Source organism: Mesorhizobium sp. LHD-90 (assembly GCF_030929505.1).
Lineage (GTDB): Bacteria > Pseudomonadota > Alphaproteobacteria > Rhizobiales > Rhizobiaceae > Kumtagia.
In genome coordinates this window covers 88,086-106,309 of sequence record NZ_JAVFVV010000018.1, presented here as the reverse complement: position 1 = coordinate 106,309, position 18,224 = coordinate 88,086, and the positions used below count along the sequence as shown (strand labels likewise).

At 65.3% G+C, this 18,224-nt stretch carries 15 protein-coding genes; 8 read left to right on the top strand and 7 right to left on the bottom strand.

From position 1 onward, the window contains the following. Nucleotides 1-111: 111 nt before the first annotated feature. Nucleotides 112-1,185 (top strand): adenylate/guanylate cyclase domain-containing protein, encoded by a 1,074-nt coding sequence (locus RB623_RS23055; protein ID WP_308059356.1) that lies wholly within the window; start codon nucleotides 112-114, stop codon nucleotides 1,183-1,185. Between the two features lie 90 nt (nucleotides 1,186-1,275). Here the strand turns inward: RB623_RS23055 and RB623_RS23050 are convergent, their stop codons facing one another. Continuing rightward, on the bottom strand, nucleotides 1,276-2,271 hold the full coding sequence (locus RB623_RS23050) for a M10 family metallopeptidase C-terminal domain-containing protein (protein ID WP_308059355.1): 996 nt from the start codon (nucleotides 2,269-2,271) through the stop codon (nucleotides 1,276-1,278). 332 nt (nucleotides 2,272-2,603) lie between these two features. On the opposite strand from RB623_RS23050, the gene RB623_RS23045 reads away from it, so the two are divergent. Together RB623_RS23045 and RB623_RS23040 are read left to right on the top strand one after the other, a co-directional pair. Continuing rightward, on the top strand, nucleotides 2,604-4,598 hold the full coding sequence (locus tag RB623_RS23045; RefSeq protein WP_308059354.1) for a S8 family serine peptidase: 1,995 nt from the start codon (nucleotides 2,604-2,606) through the stop codon (nucleotides 4,596-4,598). Nucleotides 4,599-4,701: 103 nt separating this feature from the next. Continuing rightward, nucleotides 4,702-4,968 carry a hypothetical protein gene (locus RB623_RS23040; RefSeq protein ID WP_308059353.1) on the top strand — a complete coding sequence of 89 codons (267 nt, stop codon included), beginning with the start codon at nucleotides 4,702-4,704 and terminating at the stop codon, nucleotides 4,966-4,968. A 278-nt stretch (nucleotides 4,969-5,246) separates the two neighbouring features. Here the strand turns inward: RB623_RS23040 and RB623_RS23035 are convergent, their stop codons facing one another. Then, a complete protein-coding gene (locus tag RB623_RS23035; RefSeq protein ID WP_308059352.1) occupies nucleotides 5,247-6,863 on the bottom strand; it encodes an FAD-dependent monooxygenase in 1,617 nt (538 codons plus the stop codon). 315 nt (nucleotides 6,864-7,178) lie between these two features. Between RB623_RS23035 and RB623_RS23030 the strand changes: the two genes are divergently transcribed. Both RB623_RS23030 and RB623_RS23025 read left to right on the top strand, forming a co-directional pair. Further along, a complete protein-coding gene (locus RB623_RS23030; RefSeq protein WP_308059351.1) occupies nucleotides 7,179-7,547 on the top strand; it encodes a hypothetical protein in 369 nt (122 codons plus the stop codon). 606 nt (nucleotides 7,548-8,153) lie between these two features. Continuing rightward, entirely contained in the window at nucleotides 8,154-9,266 is a 1,113-nt protein-coding gene (locus RB623_RS23025; RefSeq protein WP_308059350.1) for an aminotransferase class I/II-fold pyridoxal phosphate-dependent enzyme, read from the top strand. Between the two features lie 92 nt (nucleotides 9,267-9,358). Here the strand turns inward: RB623_RS23025 and RB623_RS23020 are convergent, their stop codons facing one another. Together RB623_RS23020 and RB623_RS23015 are read right to left on the bottom strand one after the other, a co-directional pair. Next, complete coding sequence (locus RB623_RS23020; protein WP_308059349.1) at nucleotides 9,359-10,489, bottom strand: hypothetical protein; 1,131 nt, start codon at nucleotides 10,487-10,489, stop codon at nucleotides 9,359-9,361. Between the two features lie 261 nt (nucleotides 10,490-10,750). Further along, nucleotides 10,751-11,659, bottom strand: coding sequence for a S1C family serine protease (locus RB623_RS23015; protein WP_308059401.1), 909 nt, complete (start codon nucleotides 11,657-11,659; stop codon nucleotides 10,751-10,753). 309 nt (nucleotides 11,660-11,968) lie between these two features. Here RB623_RS23015 and RB623_RS23010 point away from each other — a divergent pair, with 309 nt between their 5' ends. Next, nucleotides 11,969-12,748, top strand: coding sequence for a VOC family protein (locus RB623_RS23010; protein ID WP_308059348.1), 780 nt, complete (start codon nucleotides 11,969-11,971; stop codon nucleotides 12,746-12,748). Between the two features lie 79 nt (nucleotides 12,749-12,827). Here the strand turns inward: RB623_RS23010 and arsC are convergent, their stop codons facing one another. Continuing rightward, entirely contained in the window at nucleotides 12,828-13,241 is a 414-nt protein-coding gene (arsC, locus tag RB623_RS23005; RefSeq protein ID WP_308059347.1) for an arsenate reductase (glutaredoxin), read from the bottom strand. Between the two features lie 484 nt (nucleotides 13,242-13,725). On the opposite strand from arsC, the gene RB623_RS23000 reads away from it, so the two are divergent. Next, nucleotides 13,726-15,789, top strand: coding sequence for an acetyl/propionyl/methylcrotonyl-CoA carboxylase subunit alpha (locus RB623_RS23000; protein WP_308059346.1), 2,064 nt, complete (start codon nucleotides 13,726-13,728; stop codon nucleotides 15,787-15,789). A 110-nt stretch (nucleotides 15,790-15,899) separates the two neighbouring features. Next, nucleotides 15,900-16,097: a hypothetical protein gene (locus RB623_RS22995; RefSeq protein WP_308059345.1), complete on the top strand. Its 198-nt coding sequence runs from the start codon at nucleotides 15,900-15,902 to the stop codon at nucleotides 16,095-16,097. A 215-nt stretch (nucleotides 16,098-16,312) separates the two neighbouring features. On the opposite strand, the gene RB623_RS22990 is transcribed toward RB623_RS22995, so the two are convergent. Then, nucleotides 16,313-17,431, bottom strand: coding sequence for an ABC transporter substrate-binding protein (locus RB623_RS22990; RefSeq protein WP_308059344.1), 1,119 nt, complete (start codon nucleotides 17,429-17,431; stop codon nucleotides 16,313-16,315). Nucleotides 17,432-17,745: 314 nt separating this feature from the next. Further along, nucleotides 17,746-18,012: a sel1 repeat family protein gene (locus RB623_RS22985; protein WP_308059343.1), complete on the bottom strand. Its 267-nt coding sequence runs from the start codon at nucleotides 18,010-18,012 to the stop codon at nucleotides 17,746-17,748. Nucleotides 18,013-18,224: the final 212 nt, after the last annotated feature.

The following is an 18,224-nucleotide window of genomic DNA, read 5'->3' as shown; positions in this document are numbered from 1 at the left end:
GGCTGGAACAAATTGCCATCTCCAGTGGAAATGTAGTCCGGTCGACGCCCGGCGCAAGAAAGCCGCTGCATCCTCATGACATGCGGGCGGCGGCGTTGCATGGTGGCGGCCATGCACCTGCCCTCCGCGCTCTCCTTTCTGATCGACGAGGCGGCCGGCCTGCCCGGCGCCGACGCCTTGCTCGCCGCGCTCGGCGCCCGGCTTGCCGCCGACGGCCTGCCGCTCACCGGCGGCGCGCTGACGCAATCGGCGCCGCATCCGATCATTTCGCGGCGCACTTTCTTGTGGCGGGCTGACAACGGACGCATCGTCGAGGCGCTGGGTTTTGGCCTGCCGGCCGCCGGATCCGCCAAAAATGTCGGCCGCGACTGGCTGGAGGGCCTGGGCGCGGCCGAGGTGCTGGAAACACCGGCCGGCGAACATCCCGGCGGCGCGGTGATCGGCTGGGCGGCGGCTCGCCCGTTCAGCCCCGGGGAGTTGGACCTGTTGCGCGAGGTGGCGCGTTTCGCCGCCGCGCCGCTCGCCGCTCTTGCCACGCGCTCGACGCTGGCCGTGCTGCTGGAAACTTATCTCGGCCGGCGCAGCGCCGCGCAGGTGCTGGCCGGGCGGCTGCGGCGCGAGCCGGGGGAGACGATCCGCGCCGCTCTGCTTTACGCCGACCTGCGCGGCTTCACCGACCTGTCGGAGCGGACCGCGCCGGAAGACGTCGTCGCGGCGCTCGACGCCTGGTTCGACCGCATCGCCGGCGCCGTCCACGCCTTCGGCGGCGAGGTGCTGAAATTCATCGGCGACGGCGTCCTGGCGATCTTCCCGATCGGCGAGCGCGATGCGATCGGGGCCTGCGAGGCCGCGCTGCGCGCGGTGGCGGCGGCGCGCGCCGGCATGGACCATCTCGACAGCGCCCGGGCCGCGCAAAACCTGCCGCCGCTGCCGTTCGGGCTGGCGCTGCATGTCGGCGAGATGCTGTGGGGCAATATCGGCGCCGCCGACCGCCTGGACTTCACCGCGATCGGCCCTGCCGTCAACCTGGTCAGCCGGTTGGAAGGGCTGTGCAAGGAACTCGGCCGCACGGTGCTGGTCTCCGGCGCTTTCGCGACGCATACCAGCCAGCCGCTGGTCCCGCTCGGAAACCATCCGCTGCGCGGCATCGCCGCGCCCTGCGCGGTGTTTTCGCTGCCGGAGTGAGCGCCTGACTTCGACCGCCAGCGCCGCGAACGGCCCAACATTGGCCGGTCACATAGGCTCTGACTGTGCGCCGCGACCGGCGTCTATCGCTCACACGATAAAGTCGTTCGCGTCGAGCACGTGGCGGCCGACGAGCACGATCTGGAACTCGGCCGACGTATCGTTATCGATGTTGCCGGCGATCACCGTGTCGCCCGCCGAATTGTAGGCGTAACGCAATTCGCCGGGGAAGATAAACCCGTCCCGGCCGATGAAGTCGAACGCCTGGTTACCGGCGCGTGTCGGATCGGCATCGATCTTCGAGAGGTCGATCAGGTCGTCATAGCCAAAACCGTCATTGATCTGGAAATCGGTGATCACGTCCCTGCCCGAGGCGCTGGTCATCTCCGAGACGCTGACGAAGCGGAAGACGTCGTCGCCGGAACCGCCCGACAACAGGTCGCTGCCCAGCCCGCCCCAGATCTGGTCGTTGCCGCTTTCGCCATAGATGTCGTCGTTGCCGAGCCCGCCAAGCAGTCTGTCGCTGCCGCCATTGCCGTCGATCAGGTCGTGGCCACGTCCGCCGAACAGCACGTCGGCGGAATTCGTGCCGCTCAGATTGCGCGCGGCGGTGGAGGTGTCGAACACGAAATCGCCGGAGATGAATTCGCCGCGGGTGACATCCGCGATCTCGATGACATGGTTCACGCCGCCGAGATAGGCGTTGATGATCGAGCCGCCGTCGGATGTGTTGCCGAGCAGCGCCTGCACCTGGGTGAAATCGGACACGCCCCAGTTGCGCAGATCGATGCGGTCGTAGCCCAGTTCGAAATCGGCAATATAGTCGTCGCTCAGGCCGGTCGAGCGGGCGCTTGTGCGGAACCAGTCCTCGCCGGAGCCACCAACAAGCGTGTTGATGCCGCTGTCGCCATAGATGTCGTCGTCGCCCGAGCCCCCGTAGAGCGTGTCGTTGCCGGCGCCGCCGGAGATGAAGTCGTGGCCTTCGTAGCCGTAGATCTTGTCGTTGCCGCCGTAGCCGTAGATCTCGTCACTCTGGGACGTGCCGGGGATGATCTCGCCGCCGTTGGTGCCTCTGATCAGTGCCATGGATAGGTCTCCTCATTTTCGAGGGCCTCGTCGTACAGGCGGTCAAGTGAACGGGGCATGAATGGATGGAAGCGCGCGCCTGGAGCCTCGGATGCTCAAGCCCGCGCTGCTCGCGCGCCGCACCGCTGGCGTTGTTCTCTCGGCACGGTCGATGTGGCGACCGGCGGCACGACGCGTATGGGACGTGCAGTCGCCCGGATCGACGCCGCGAGGGCACATGCGGCCGGAGCATCGCCTTGTGGCGACAATACAAATCGTATCTTGCAATATTTCCACTTCAATTCCCTATATTATTTGATATATTTTTCCGCTTTAGGCGACAGGAGGTTCAAATGCCGAGTAATTCGGACTTGGAAGCCAGCCGTGCCTATCTCGTTGCTTCCACCATGGAATCCGACCCGGCGGCGGTGGCCGTACTGGCCGCCCCGCCGACGGTCTTCCGGGCGAAAGTCGACATTCAGTTGGACCCCCGCCTGCAACGCGTCATAGCGCGCCGCGAACTCGGCATCCGGCAGGCCGCCTCGGCTTCCGCCGAGGTCGACGAAGTCGCGGTCATCGCCAAGGTGACCAGTTATGCGGAGTGGGAGGCCCTCAGCGAAGTCCGCGCCAGCATGGAGATCGGTCCCACGGAAACGGGCGACACGATCGTGACCGGCCGCATACCGGCGCAGCGCATCGAATCGGTCAGGAGCCGCGGCTTCGTCAAAAGCCTCAAGGCCGGGCAGCGCCTGGCGCCCGCGCTTGCCGCCGGCGTCGAGGAAACCGGCGCGGCCCCAGCCTCCTTGCCTGCGGGCGCGATGGCCAATGGCGGCGCCGGCGTCGTCGTCGGCATCGTCGACTACGGCTGCGACTTCGCGCACCGGAATTTCCTGTCGGCCTCCGGCTCGACGCGCCTCCTGTCGATCTGGAAGCAGGACCGCTCGTCCGGAATGTCCGCCGCCGTTCCCTATGGCCGCGAATTCACGCGCGCCGAGATCGACGCGGCGCTGAGGCAGGCCGATCCCTATTCCGCCCTGGGTTATGGCCCGGGTCTCGACACGCCCTTCTCCACGGGCACGCACGGCACGCATGTGATGGACATCGCTGCCGGAAACGGCAACGGCTCGGGTGCGGCCGGGTTCGCGCCGAACGCCGACCTGGTTTTTGTCGACGTCGCGCATGACGACATTGCATTCTTCGGACCGGAGGTCGTCGGCTCCCGGTTCGGCGACTCGGCGCAACTGCTGGAGGCGATCAAATACATCGTCACAAAGGCGGACGGCCGCCCATGCGTGGTCAACATCAGCCTGGGAACGAATGGAGGGCCGCATGACGGCACCACGCTCGTGGAGGAAGGCATCGACAGCCTGGTCAGCGGCGCGCCCGACCGGGCCGTGACGATCGCCGCCTCCAACTCCTACGACGACGGCATCCACTACGCCGGCCGCGTCGCCGCGGGGGACACGCACGATATCGTCTGGCGGGTTCCGTTCGGCAATGTCAGCCACGGCGAGTTCGAGCTCTGGTATCCGGGCGCCGACCGGATTTCGCTCGAGCTGATCGCGCCGGGCGGCAACGGCCTCGTCACGGTGAGCCCGGGAAACAACGCGTCCGCGACCGGCGCCGCGGGCGGGATCGAGATTTTCGCCGCGAACCGGCTCGATGATCCGAACAACGGCGACAACATGATCAACGTCTTCCTCGAACGGACGGCTTCGGGCGGCGACTGGACGCTGCGCCTGCACGGAGACGCCATCACCGACGGCAGCTTTCATGCGTGGATCGAGCGCGACAACCGTTCCCAGTCCGCCTTCGCGCCGCCGCACGACAATACGCACACCGTGGGCTCCATCTCCTGCGGAAAGCTGGCGATCGTCGTAGGCTCCTACGACGCGCACAAGCCAAGCAGGCCGATCTCCTGGTTTTCGAGCGCCGGCCCGACCCGGGACGGACGGGAAAAACCCGAGCTCTCAGGACCCGGACACGCGGTCGTCGCGGCCCACTCCCGAACCCGGACCGGCACGACGCTCAAAAGCGGCACCAGCATGGCGGCGCCGGCGGTCGCGGGCATCGTCGCGCTGATGTTTGCCGAGGCGCGCAGCCGCGGCCTGCAACTCGACATCCGGCAGGTCCGCGACATTCTGGTCAGGACGGCGCGGCGCAACCCTCCGCCCGGCACCGCGTGGGACGACCGCTACGGCGCCGGGCGGGTCGACGCGGCCGCGGCCCTCCGCGAAGTGATCGCGCTGTCGCCCGGCCCAGCCGTGGCCGCGGTGGCCGCTCCCGCGGCGACAACCACCGCAGCAAAGCCGAAAAAGGCCAGGCGGGCGCGAAAGAAGACCGCGTGACGGCTATGCCTCTTCGATCTGGCCACGGGGATACTCCTTGACCGCCGGATGCCCTATATTGCGGAGATGACTGCTGCGTGCCAACGCCAACGCGGAGTGTGAGATGGGCGGCTTCGAGATAAAATCCAACGCGTTTCACAAGGTGACCGGAGGCGTCGTCGTGGAAAGGGCGCAGCGGGAAAACTGCGACCTTCGCGCCATCATCAAGGTGAAGCAAGACGACTATGTGCCGGAAGGGGTCCGCCTGACCGAGCGTATCGACGAAAAACTGTTCACCGCCGAATTCGCGCCGGAAACGCTGGAAACCCTCGAACAGGACGACAAAGTCAGGTCGGTAGCCGTTTCCCAGGCCGTGCGCATCATCGAGTGACGCGACGCGCCTGACAGGCGGCCCAGCCCGGCGCCGCAAGCGGTGGGCCGCGACCAGCCACGCCTATCCGACGATAGCGCAACCATGCCAGACCGGCATCACGGTGTCAAGGATTATTTTCCTATCGTTGTGATCGCAACTCCGGGCCGTGCGTCGCGACCGAAGATTCCGACACCGGTCGGGCCGGAACGGCGTTTCGCGGCGGCCGGCGATGCGTGTCTCGGCGAAATCGCGCTTTCCGCCGGCCATCCCATTGGCCCCATTCGTTTTTCCAGACTTCATCTGGTTTCCGCGAAGGGCCGTTCGGCGTGCTCGGGACGCGCGGCCGCGAGGCCCGCCACCCTTTCAAGATACGCCGTCGCCCGCCCAATCTCCTCCTCCGTCCCGCGCGCCGCCACCACCTGGTCGGGACGCACCAGCACCCAGCCCGGCGCTTCGACGTGGTAGCGATCGCGCACTTCGCCGTTGGGATCGCTCCTCTCGTCCAGCATCAGGATTTTCAGCGCGTTGCCCGCAAAAGCGTCCTGAGCGCCGTCGAGCGAAAACGGCTTGCCGGGCGCGGGAAACAGCAGCAGCGTGTGGCCGGTCGGCAAGAACTCCGGCCACAACGGCCGCGGCTCGCCGCTGGCAACGTCGACGAACGTCGCGTCGAGGGCGCGCGTCCCGACATCCGTACGTTTGGGCCGCCGCGGCGGGTCGCCCAGCGCCACCAGCGGGCCATCCTTGTAGACGATCGTGGTCTCCGACAGTTCCACCGTCAGCATCTTCTGCACCGCGGGCAGATTGCCCGCCACCGTCACCGCGATATCACGCACGAAGGTCGCTACCTTGCCGGGGGCGAAGGCGACATGCAGCCGCTGCGCCGAGCCGCGGATCACCTCGCGCGCCACCGGGCGGCGTTCCGCCTCGTAGCTGTCGAGCAGCAGTTCCGCGTCGCCGCGTCCCTGCAGGACGTGAGCGAGTTTCCAGCCGAGATTGAAGGCGTCCTGGATGCCGGTGTTCATGCCCTGCCCGCCGGCCGGGCTGTGGATGTGGGCAGCGTCGCCGGCCAGGAACACACGGCCGACGCGGAATTTTCGCGCCAGCCGCTCGTTGATGCGGAAGGAGGAGAGCCAGGTCGGATCGCCTATGCGCGCGCCGGGCGGGCCGTGGCGATCCATGAGTTCTTGCAATTCCTCCAGCGTCGGCGGCGAGGAATCCTCGCTGTCTTCGCGCATGGTGACGATGCGCCAGATGCCATCCTCGAACGGGAACAGCGCCACCGTGTTGCCGCCGTGCCACCAGATGTAGAGGCTGCGGCGGTCAAGGTTCGCGCCGTCGATCCTGACGTCGCCGAGCAGGAACATCTGCGGCTCGGTATAGCCCTCGAACGCGACGTCGAGGGCGTGGCGCACGGCGCTGCGCGCGCCGTCGGCGCCGGCCAGGTATTTTGTCCGCACCGGCTCCTCGCGTCCATCGTCATATTTCAGCGTCGCGTTCACGCCGCTGTCGTCCTGGACGAGGCCGACCAGCTCGACGCCGCGTTCCACCGTCACACCGAGGCCGGCCAGCCGCTCCGTCAGGATCTCCTCAGTGCGCGACTGCGGCAACAACAGCGGATAGGGATAGGGGCTGTCGATGCCGTCGCCGACGGCGATCGCCGCAAGCTGGCGCGGGCCGTCGCCGGCGATCAGCGACTTCAGCCTGACCCCGCGCTGCTGGAATTTTTCCACCGCGCCCATGGCGTGCAGCGCCTCCAGGCTGCCACTCCACACGGCCAGCGCCTTCGACACGGCCGCCGGTGCGGGGCTGCGGTCGATGATGCGCACGGGCACGCCGTTAAGCCTTAGCATGATCGCCAGCGACAGGCCGGTCGGGCCAGCACCGACAATCAGAACCGGTATTTCCGTAGCCATGACGATGCCCTCTTGCGCCGCCGGCCGCGCCCGGCGCCTTCTGCGCCGAGAATGGCCGAGTGGCGGCGGAATTCAAGGCGGATCGACGCTGCCGGGCGCGACACGCTCTAATAGCGCCGCAGCGTATTGGCTCGCGGGTCTCCCTTTCCAAGGGCGCTCATACTGTCTCTACACAGACGGCCCGTTACAGCGAAGGCCTATGTCAAAAAAGCCACACGCCTCTTCTATTTATCATCCGCACTATACGAAAAGACTGGATACAGTGAAATTTCTCCGCCATGGTTCTCTGGGGTTATACAATAAAGTTGGCTTGGAATGAAAAAACCATACTTCTCCAAAATCGTCCTGTCGCTTCTCGCCGGCGTCTGTCTCGCCGCCGGCCCGGCGCTGGCGGCGGAATCACTTGCCGGCAAGGTCGGCAACAAGCGCTCCAGCGTCTATTTCCCGCAAGGCATGGAAGGCGGCTGCGAGAAGGCTTACAAAGCCTATGTCGCCGCGGCCGGCCATTCGGCCTACGCCTCGACCATGAACGGACCGGGTATCTACAATTTCGTGTGCGGCGCCCGCGTCAATGTCGGCTCGCAGGCCGCGGCGGAAAAAGCCGCGGTCTCCGATTGCGAGGCCGGGCGCAAGAAATACAAGGTCAAGTTCATCGGCGGCTGCAAGATCGTCGCCTCCAAATAGGCATCGGTCCTATGGAGGTTCGGGCCTCTTGGGCCGCGATCCTTGGACGGTCGACGGCGCAGATGCAGGCGGACATGGCATGCGTCTGCGGCGCGTGTGACAAACGTCGACCGCTGGCCGCGTCTGATCCGCGTCCCAGTCACGCGATCGTGCACACAAGCTTAAAGAGGGGCCGCGGATTGCTGCAAAATATCAATAAGTCGTTGGCGAATCAGGCATAATATACGCGGGTGGGAACTATTAAAGGGGCAAAACATGCAACCGGCAAATCAACTGGCATCGGCCGTGCGCACCGCGGTCGCAGCGAAACAAAACAGTTTTCTCATGTTGCCTGACGCAGTGGACGAGATCATGACGCGCAACCCGGGCCTCGGGGTCTCGCGCCAGCAGGTGTCGGACATGGTAGTTGATGCGGCGCTTTATGCCGGCGTTCCGGTCGGCGTCGCCTGGGACGACTGAGAGTTTTTCCGGCACGCCGCCCGCGCGAAAAGGTTCGAGCGGGCGTCGTCGCCATTGCCGCAACCATGCCGCCAGCGCCCGCCGGCGCTGGCCCTATCTCTCCGGTCGTGCCACGGTTAGGTTCAGCGCCTCGCGGAGACTTTTTGGATGAATCTGCCCCCCTTCCTGCTCGACCATTGGCTGGCGGCGCATGAATTCGCCACGCCGTCGATCCGCTACAACCTTGCCGCCAGCACCGGGCCGAAATGGAGCGTCGACGAGCTTCTGGCGCTGGGCGGCGGTGCAAGCATCGGCAATGTGAAGATCGGCTATGCGCCGCCGGAAGGCGGCACGCGGCTGCGCGAGGCGATCGGTGGCTTTCTCGGCGTCGACCCGGACTGGGTGGTGGTGACCACCGGAGCGTCGGAAGCGCTGCTCATCCTGCTTTGCCTGGCGGCCCGGCCGGGAGCCAATGTCGTGCTGCCCGCCCCCGCCTTTTCTCCTTTCGCGGTCATGGCCGAGGCCTGGGGGCTCGGCGTGCGCGCCTACACGCTTTCCCGCGACGACGGCTTTTGCCAACGCGCCGGAGCGGTTGTCGGCGCGGCCGACGCGCGCACCGTGCTTGCACTGGTCAACACGCCCCACAACCCGGCCGGCTCGGTCATGCCGCGTGACGAAATCAGGACGCTTGCTGAAAACTTCGCGGAACGCGGCGTGCCGCTGATCGTCGACGAGGTCTACCACCCGCTCTATTTCGGCCGGCAATCGCCGACGGCGGCGGACATCCCCAACGCCATCGTCATGGGCGACATGTCGAAGGCGCTGTCGCTCGCCGGTCTCCGGCTGGGCTGGCTGGTCATCGCCGACGCCGCATTGCGCAAGCGCGCCGTCGACGCGCGCGGCTATTTCACCATAAGTAGTTCGCCGATCCTCGAAGAGCTAGCGGTGCACGCGCTGACAAACCACCAGGTTCTGCTCGAGCGCCTGAGCGCGGTCGCCAGCGCCAATCTTTCGGCGTTGACGGATTTCATGGAGCGCGTCTCCCATATCGTCTCCTGGGCGAGACCAGAGGGCGGCACGGTGGCGTTCCCCTGGTTCAACGACCGCCGCGACAGCCGCCCGTTCTGCCAGGCGCTGGCCGCGCAAGGCGTGCTGATCGCGCCGGGCGACTGTTTTGGCATGCCGGCGCATTTTCGCATCGGTTTTGCCGCGCAGGCCGAGGGATTCGAGGACGCGCTGGCGATCTTCGAGCAGGTGCTAAGACAGCCCACCGCACCGTGATCTGGCCCGTGCGCTCCAGCGGGCCAAGTCCGCCTGCGCCGTTTGACCTGCCCCGCTCGTCCGCACGGGTCCGCCGCGGCCCGCCGTTTCCGTCAGCCTTGCTTGCCGCGCACTTCCTCGACCAGTTGCCTGATCTCGATCGTCTCGGCCTTCTTGATCTCGGCATGCGCGCCCCACGGCCAGACGCCGCTCAGGTCGACCGTGCATTCGCCGGTGAGCCATTCGGTGATCGGCGACGGGATGGGGAAGCTGAAATCCGCACCGGCGGCGAAGTCCACCAGGATGACGAGGTCCGTGGCGTCCAGCGGAACGTTGCTGATCACCTGGATCGCGCCGCCCCAGCAATCCACCTTGCCTTCCCAATTGCCGCCATGCGCGGCGCTTTTGCAGGTCACCTTGCAGCGGCCGATATAGGTGCCGCCATGCCGGTTGTCGAAGAACACGCGGAACGAATGAACCGGCGTGATCCAGGTCGGCATGATGGTCGTGCCCTGGAAGGAGGCGAACTGGTAGCTCAGCGCCGTCAGCGTCTTGGCTGCCTCGTTGGACTTGACCGGCCACAGCCGGCTTTCAAACGCCTTGGATTCCTGCGTGTCCTTGTAGGAGCCGCGCAGGTCGCCCTTCACCGTCCCGCCGCCGGTCATGATCTTGACGCCGTCGACGGACCCGGTCAGCGAAAACGTGCTGTCCTTGTTGAGAGAGGCAACGTTGGCGCCGCCCGAAGCTTCCATCGTGTGGGTGACGACGCCAAAACCCTGGCGGATGCCGTTACCGTCGGGCGTCGCGTAGTTCACCGAGCGCGCCATGACCAGCAGTTCGTCGAAACGGCTTTTTATGGCCACGCCGAAATTGTCGACCGACTGCTTGCTGACCAGCGTGGCGTTGGATGAGATGCTGCCTTCCTGCGAAAACTCCCAGCTCACCTTCAGACCGACATTCACCTCGGTCTGGGTGGTCGGGTCCTCGTAGCCGCCCTTGAAATCGACCTCCGTCTGGGTGCGCCGCACCGAGGAATCCTTGATCGACCATTCCTCCGACGTGTCCACCTTGCGGATGTTCAGTTCGGAGAGCGACGCCACCCGGGTGAAAGCGCCGGTAGTGGGTTCGAGAATGCCGACGGCGCCAGGCTCGACATCCGGGTTCAGCGCCCAGTTGCCCCAGGCGGCGAGATTTGTCCGGCGGATGATGCTGGTGAACAGGATGTTCCAGTTCTTGGTTTCCACATATACCTCCCTCGACAGGCGTTTTACCGGCACGACAAATAAAACCGGCAAATACATCCTGCACTTTACGCAAGGGAAGGCGCAGTCTTTATTATATCCTCACACAAAATTGATGCGCATCGAAGTTAAAACTTCGCCCAAAAAATCGATAGATTTTTAATGGCCAAGGCCGGTCCGCTGCGGTCGGCGACGCTTGCAATTGCCGCCGGACGAAACCCTATTTCGGCTTGGCAATCGCATATGGTGGACGATTGGCGTGCCCTACTGCAGCCGCGGCTTCCGCAAGAAATCGCGGCGGTCGGCAGACTTGACGCGCAGCCACAGGTCGCGGCCGTTGCGCACGACGCGCATCGGGATCTCGACGCCGGCCTCGCCGCTCTTCCACACTTTTCGATAGAAATCGGCGAGGTCGTCGACCTGCTCGTCGCGCACGTCGGTCACCACGTCGCCCTGCTTCAGCCCGGCGGCGGCGGCCGGGCCGCGCGCATCGACGTCCATCACCACCACCTTGTCGTCATTGTCGCTCGAATAGATGCCGAGCCAGGGGCGCGGCGGCTTGTCGACGCGTCCGTATTTCAGAAGATCGTCCAGCACTGGCGGCAGAAGGTCGATCGGCACCACCATGTTGATGTCCTGGCGACTGCCCTTGGCGGCCATCTGCATCAGCAACGAGCCGATGCCGAGCAATTTTCCGTCGGCGCCGATCAGCCCGGCGCCGCCCCACAACGGATGCGCCGGCGCCGTGAAGACCGCCTCGTCGAGAAGATATTCCCAATAGCCCGCGAACTCCTGCTTGGTGACGATGTCTGCGCGCACGAACTGGCCGCGCCCGCCGCCCGCCAGCACCACCTTGTCTCCGGGTTTCGCCTTCCTGCTGCTGCCGAACTCGAGCGCCGGCAGGTCGAAGGCGCCCATCGCCTGCACCAGGCCGAACCCGGTCTCCTGGTCGAAGGCCAGGGCGTGGCCGGGAACGGCGCGCCCGTCGGTTCCGGTCAGCCAGATGTCTTCCGCCTCGGTGACCAGATAACCGATGGTCAGCACCAGCCCCTTGTCGCCGATCACCACGCCGCTGCCGGACCGCTGCGTGCCGAGCACCGTGGCGGTGAAGGCATCCTCGGGGATCGTAGACTGCAGGGTCACGATCGACCGCATCGCATGTTCGAGATCCAAGCTCTTTTCCTTGTTCATGGTCTGCTCCCGAACGCGTGGCTGTCGTGGCGGCGAGCTGAAAGCGCGCCTGAAGGACGTACCCCTATAGGTAAGGCGTGGCGGGCCCCGTGCAAGCAAAAGACAGCGGTGCCCCGCCCCTGGTCCACCGCTTCGCCGCGAGTAACCCGCGGCCGCAAGGATCGGGTCGCGTGAGAACTCGCAACACTGACTGTCAGCAGTCTCGGCGCTTCGGCCCATCCTGCCTTTCCGTCGTCACGCTCCGGGCGCATTGTCGGCGGCGGCGATCGCCCGATCGCGCCAACGTTACGGATGGAGGAGCAAGCCATGCCCGCGAGCAGGTTCTTCTGGTACGAACTGCTGACCGACGATCCCGCCTCGGCTGCCAAATTCTACAAGGCCGTCGTCGGCTGGGGCTCGGAAAACTGGGGCGACCCGCAAGACCCCTACATCATCGTCAAGGTCGGCGAGACCGGCGTCGGCGGCATCATGCGGATGCCGCCGGAAGCCAAGGCCATGGGCACGCCGCCTTGCTGGGTGGGCTACATCCACGTCAAGGACGTCGACGCTGCGACCGCGAAGATCAAGGCAGCCGGCGGCGCCATCCATCGCGAGCCGGCAGACATCCCGGAGATCGGCCGTTTTTCCGTCGTCGCCGACCCGCAAGGCGCCACCTTCATGTTGATGGCGCCGCAAGGGCCGGACCAGGAGCCGCTGCCGGCCGACACGCCTGGCGCCGTCGGCTGGCGCGAACTCTATACCACCGACTGGAAGGCGGCTCTGGACTTCTATGCCGGCCAGTTCGGCTGGACGGCCGACGAGGCGATGGACATGGGGCCGATGGGCACCTACCAGCTCTTCACCGCCGGCGCCGAGCGTTCCGGCGGCATGATGAACAAGCCCGCCAACATCCCGATGCCGCTCTGGCAGTTCTATTTCACCGTCGAACGCCTCGACGCGGCAGCCGAGCGGGTCAAGGCCAATGGCGGCCAGGTGCTGATGGAGCCGATGCAGGTGCCCGGCGGCTCCTGGATCGCACCCTGCCTGGATCCGGAAGGCGCGGTGTTTTCGCTGACGGCGCGGGAGCGGTAGGAAGCGGGCCGGCGGCTTCGAGGCGGAGCTTCGCGCAGGCGGATGCTTCCCCGAAGCGTCTTGCGCCACAGATCGCGATCTATCGACTCCTGGCAGGACAGGTCACGACTTCGCCGTCCTCCTTGGTGAAGCTCGAAACCGGCTTATCCAGCAACTCCAGCACTTCCTCCGACGGCCGACACAGGCGCGTGCCCCTTGGCGTCTCGACGACCGGCCGGTTGATGAGGATGGGGTGCGCCAGCATGAAGTCGATCAACTCGTCGTCCGTCCATTTCGGGTCGGCGAGCCCGAGTTCCGTGAAGGGCGTGCCCTTCTCCCGCAGCAGCGCGCGCGGGGTGATCCGCATGGCGGCAATCAACGCCTTCAGGCGCTCCCGGCTCGGTGGCGTTTTCAGATATTCGATGACGACCGGCTCTTCGCCGCTGGCGCGGATCATTGCCAGCGTGTTGCGGGACGTGCCGCAGTCCGGATTGTGGTAGATCGTCACCGTCATGTGCTTGCCTCGTGGGATTTCCGAGCCAACTCATTAGAGCATTTCCGGGTAAATCCGGGTCGCTCTGCCGGAGGGCATTTGGCCCAAGGTCGAGGGTTTCGGCGAAGGTCGTATCGGTGATACGGCCGAGCCGGAACCCAAAGGATTTGGGCCAAATGCACCCGGCCCGAAGGGTTTCCCGCTGGCGGGCGCCCGCTGCGTCGAGCCGCTCGGCCGTGGCGCCACCACGACCCTCGCGCCTCTCCTGCGGATCGCCTCGCCATCGGAGAAACAGAGCTGACCCGGATTTACCCGGAAATGCTCCAGCAGCAGCGACCGATCAAGCCAAACCAGGTTGCCGTCCACGATCGCCTGCAAAGTCGCATCCCCTGCCCCGGCGGCAGGCTGCCCGCCAGTTTACTTTTTTGCCCGGACAGGGCATCGACTCCTCAAGGCTGGCGCGCGGGATGAAATCATTCCCGACGCCTCCACATCGGGAGGATCGATGTTCCAGAAAATCCTGATCGCCAATCGCGGCGAGATCGCCGTCCGCGTGATGCGCACCGCGCGAAAAATGGGCGTGAAAACCGTCGCCGTTTATTCGGACGCCGACGCGCGTGCCTTGCATGTCGCCACGGCCGACGAGGCCGTGCATATCGGCCCTGCGCCCGTCTCGGAAAGTTATCTCAACGCCCAAAAGATCATCGAGGCCGCACTTGCGACCGGCGCGGAGGCGATCCACCCCGGCTACGGCTTTCTGTCCGAAAATCCGGATTTCGTGGATCATGTGACGGCCGCCGGGCTGGTGTTCATCGGCCCGTCGGCAAAAGCCATCCGCGCCATGGGGCTGAAGGACGCCGCCAAGGCGCTGATGGAAAAGGCCGGCGTGCCCGTGGTGCCAGGTTATCACGGCGACGCCCAGGCGCTGGTTCTGCTCGCCACCAAGGCGCGCGAGATCGGCTATCCCGTGCTGATCAAGGCGCGGGCCGGCGGCGGCGGCAAGGGCATGCGCCGGGTCGACCATCACGACGATTTCGCCGAGGCGCTGGCCGGCGCGAAACGCGAGGCCAAATCCGCCTTCGGCGACGACCATGTGCTGATCGAAAAATATGTCGACAAGCCGCGCCACATCGAGGTTCAGGTTTTCGGCGACAATCTTGGCAACGCCGTGCACCTCTACGAACGCGACTGCTCGGCGCAGCGCCGCCACCAGAAGGTGATCGAGGAGGCCCCTGCCCCAGGCATGACGCCGGAGCTGCGCACCGCCATGACCGATGCCGCGGTGAAAGCCGCCCAGGCAATAAAATATTCCGGCGCGGGCACCATCGAGTTCATCGTCGATGCCTCGCAAGGGCTGAAACCCGACCGTTTCTGGTTCATGGAGATGAACACCCGCCTGCAGGTCGAGCATCCGGTGACCGAAATGGTCACCGGCGTCGACCTCGTCGAATGGCAGTTGCGGGTCGCCGCCGGCGAACCCCTGCCGAAGACACAGGACGCGATCCGTTTGTCGGGCCACGCCTTCGAGGCGCGGCTTTATGCCGAGGACGCCACAAAAGGCTTTTTGCCGGCGACCGGGACGCTGCACCATCTGAGCTTTCCCGAAGCCGGCGGAAATGTCCGCGTCGAGACCGGGGTGCGGGCCGGCGATTCGATCTCGCCTTACTACGATCCGATGATCGCCAAGCTGGTGACCCACGCGGCGGACCGCGCCGCCGCACTCGGCCTTCTGGTCGAGACGCTGGAACAGACCGAGGTCGCCGGCTCGGTCACCAACCTCGCCTTCCTCGCAGCTCTGGCCCAGGACGCCGATTTCGCCTCGGGCGACGTCGATACTGGCTTGATCGGCCGCAAGCAGGATTTTTTGACCGCCCTGCCCGCGCCCGGCCTCGACATCATGACCGCCGCCGTGCTGGCCGCATCCGGGCTGGACGAGCGGCCGCCTTCCTCCGATCCCTGGTCGGCGCTCGCCGGCTACGCGCATTTCCACCCGGTCGGGCGGAAAACCCGCATTCGTTTCCGCGACGACGAGATCGTGGCCAGTGTCACTGTCGAGGACGGTAGGCCGAAGGTGGAACTGGAAAGCGCCGCCGCTCCCCTCCCCCTTGGGGGGAGGGTGGCCGCGAAGCGGCCGGGAGGGGTGGCTGCGGCCGGGCGCGACGTCTCTTCTTCCGGCGCAGCATCGGGTTGGCGCACGGCCGCCGCCCCCCCCTCTGTCGGCTTCGCCGACATCTCACCCTCAAGGGGAGAGAGAAGGCCGGTGAAATGGCCCGGCCACGTCACAATCTTCTCCGGCGCAATCGGCTACGATTTCGCCGTGCCCGATCCACTCGACCGGACCGACCAGGCGGAGGCCTCCGGTTCGATGCGGGCGCCGATGCCGGGCTTGGTCAAGCTGGTGCGCGCCGCCCCCGGCGACACGGTCACGAAAGGTCAGCCGCTTCTCATCCTCGAAGCCATGAAGATGGAGCATACCATCGCTGCCAGCCATGACGGCGAAATCGCCGAGATCGCCGCCGAGGGCGCGCAAGTGTCGGAGGGCGCGGTGCTGGTCAGGTTTGTGGAGTGACGCACCCTACAACCTGTGCGAGTCTTTGTGGACGGAGATGTGGGTTTCGGAGATGACCGGCTACGACAAATCCCCTGTAGCGATCACCTTTCAGCGCGAGGACCGAGCCATTGGCAGCCATTCTTTTTCTTGTAGTCGTCACATTTATTGCGGCGATAGCTGTTTTGATTCATGGCTTAACATCTAAAAGCCTGAGTCTTGGATGGCGGATCGTCGTGCTTGCTATTGCTACCGCGTTGAGCGTTCCGGGATTCTATGCCCTATATATTCTCATGGCGTTTTCATCCCTTCATGGCGGCTCTTTGTAGGAGCGGGCTTGTCAAAGGCATAATCGCCCAAGTACCTGCAACTTTGGCGATTGGCCTTTGCAGGTGCGACCGCCCTCATCCTGAGGTGCGAGCCCGTAAGACATTGAAAGTGAAAAGAAAACCTCCGAGGGCGAGCCTCGAAGGACGAACCAAAAAAACGGCCGGGACAAAGTCCCGGCCGCCGTCGCCTGAGAACTCGAACGAACTCAGATATCTTACGGCTGGATCGGCGCGTACTTGCCGTCGTGCCACTGGTTGATGTCGTAGCTGGCGTTCTTCAGATCGCCCTTCTCGTCGAAAGTGACCTGGCCGACGACGGTATTGATCGGCTCGCCGTTCTTCAGCGCCTCGGCGACCTTGGCCGGATCGTCGCTTCCCGCCCGCTCGATGCCCTGCGCGAAGGCCTGGATCACCGCGTAGGAGAACAGGGTGAAGCCCTCGGGCACGAAGCCGCCGGCCTTGATTTTCTCAATGGCTTCCTTGGCTTCCGGCTTGGACTGCGGGTCCGACGGGAACACGAACATGGTGCCCTCGCCGGCCGGGCCGGCGACCTGCCAGAACTCCGGCGAGGCGATCGAATCCGGCATGATGAGTTGGAATTTTAGGTTCTGCTCGGCCGACTGGCGCAGCATCAGGCCGGCTTCCGGATGGTATCCGCCGAAGTATACCACGTCCGCCTTGAGATCTTTCAGCTTGGTGACCAGCGCTGAATAGTCCTTTTCACCGGCATTGATGCCTTCGTAAAGAACTTCGGTGAGGCCGCCCTTGTTCATCGTCGCCTTCACCGCGTCAGCGACGCCCTGGCCGTAGGCGCTCTTGTCGTGGAGGACGACGACGTTCTTGCCCTTGTACTTCTCGGCGATCCAGGGACCGATGAAAGCGCCCTGGGCGTCGTCGCGTGTATAGAGCCGCATGATGGTCGACCAGCCCTTGGCCGCCGCATCGTCGGTCAGCACCGGATTGGACGAGGCCGGGCTCATCATCACCACGCCGGCTTCGGCATAGACCGCCGAGGCCGGGATGCTGGAGCCCGAGCAGGCATGGCCGTCGACAAACATGATGCCGTTGGCGACCACGCGGTTGGCGACCGATACGGCCTGCTTGGGATCGCACTGGTCGTCCTCGATGGCGATCTTGATCTGCCGCCCGCCGACGCCGCCGGCGGCGTTGATGGCGTCGGCCGCTGCCTGGGCGCCCTGCTTGAACTGGTCGCCGATGGTGGCCAACTGGCCGGTCATCGGACCGACAACAGCGAAGGTGATGTCTTCGGCAAGCGCCGGCGTGGCGAGCACCAGGCCGAGGGCGGCGGCGCTCAGAAGTCGGGTGAGTTTCATGGACGTTCCTCCTTTTGCCGCCGGATTCTGTGGCCGGCGGTGCGTTTCATACATCCGCAATGCCATTTAGCAGCCCGCGCGCGGCAGTGCCAGCCTCGTCCGGCGCATGGGCCATGCGCCGGACGGGCCGGACGGGCCGCCCCTGCTCTCACCGATAACAAACGGAAAACGCCGCGCCAGCCTCTTTTCGGCCGCCGCGGCGTTTTCCTTCTTACCTGCCTGCCTGTCGTGCTTTTGTTGTTGGGCCGCGCGGCTATCGCCGTCTTCGGCCAGGTCGCGAACGCGTTGGAGCGCGCATTCCTCGCGTGGGGGGGTCAGTGCATGGTCATCCATTCGCGCGCCTGGCGCAGCGCCTGGGCGATCTCCGACTTCGACATGGTCGCCGACAGTTCCGACCGAAGCTCGGCGGCCCGTAGCGAACCCTTGATCGCTGCGATGTTGAGCCATTTGTGCGCGGCGACGATGTCGACCTCGCAGTCGCGACCCGAGGCATACATCAGCCCGAGTTCGCAAAGAATGTCGGCCTGCGCGGCCGTGCCCGCCGTGCCGAAGTCCGCGTCGAAGATTTCAAAACGTGCCATTTGCCTGGTCCCTGTCCCTGTTCCGAGAGCCCCGGATGTCCCTACCGGTTCGCTCGTCCGATGGTTCGAAGGATGCCGGGGAGGCTTGAAACCGGCGTTAAGCGGCGTCCTTAACTGCCGGCAAACAAAACAAAAACAAGAGGTAAAGCTCGGAATTCGTTAAGGATGGCGGGCCTTGGCGCGTCTGCGATTTCAGCAAAATTTTCTGAAAA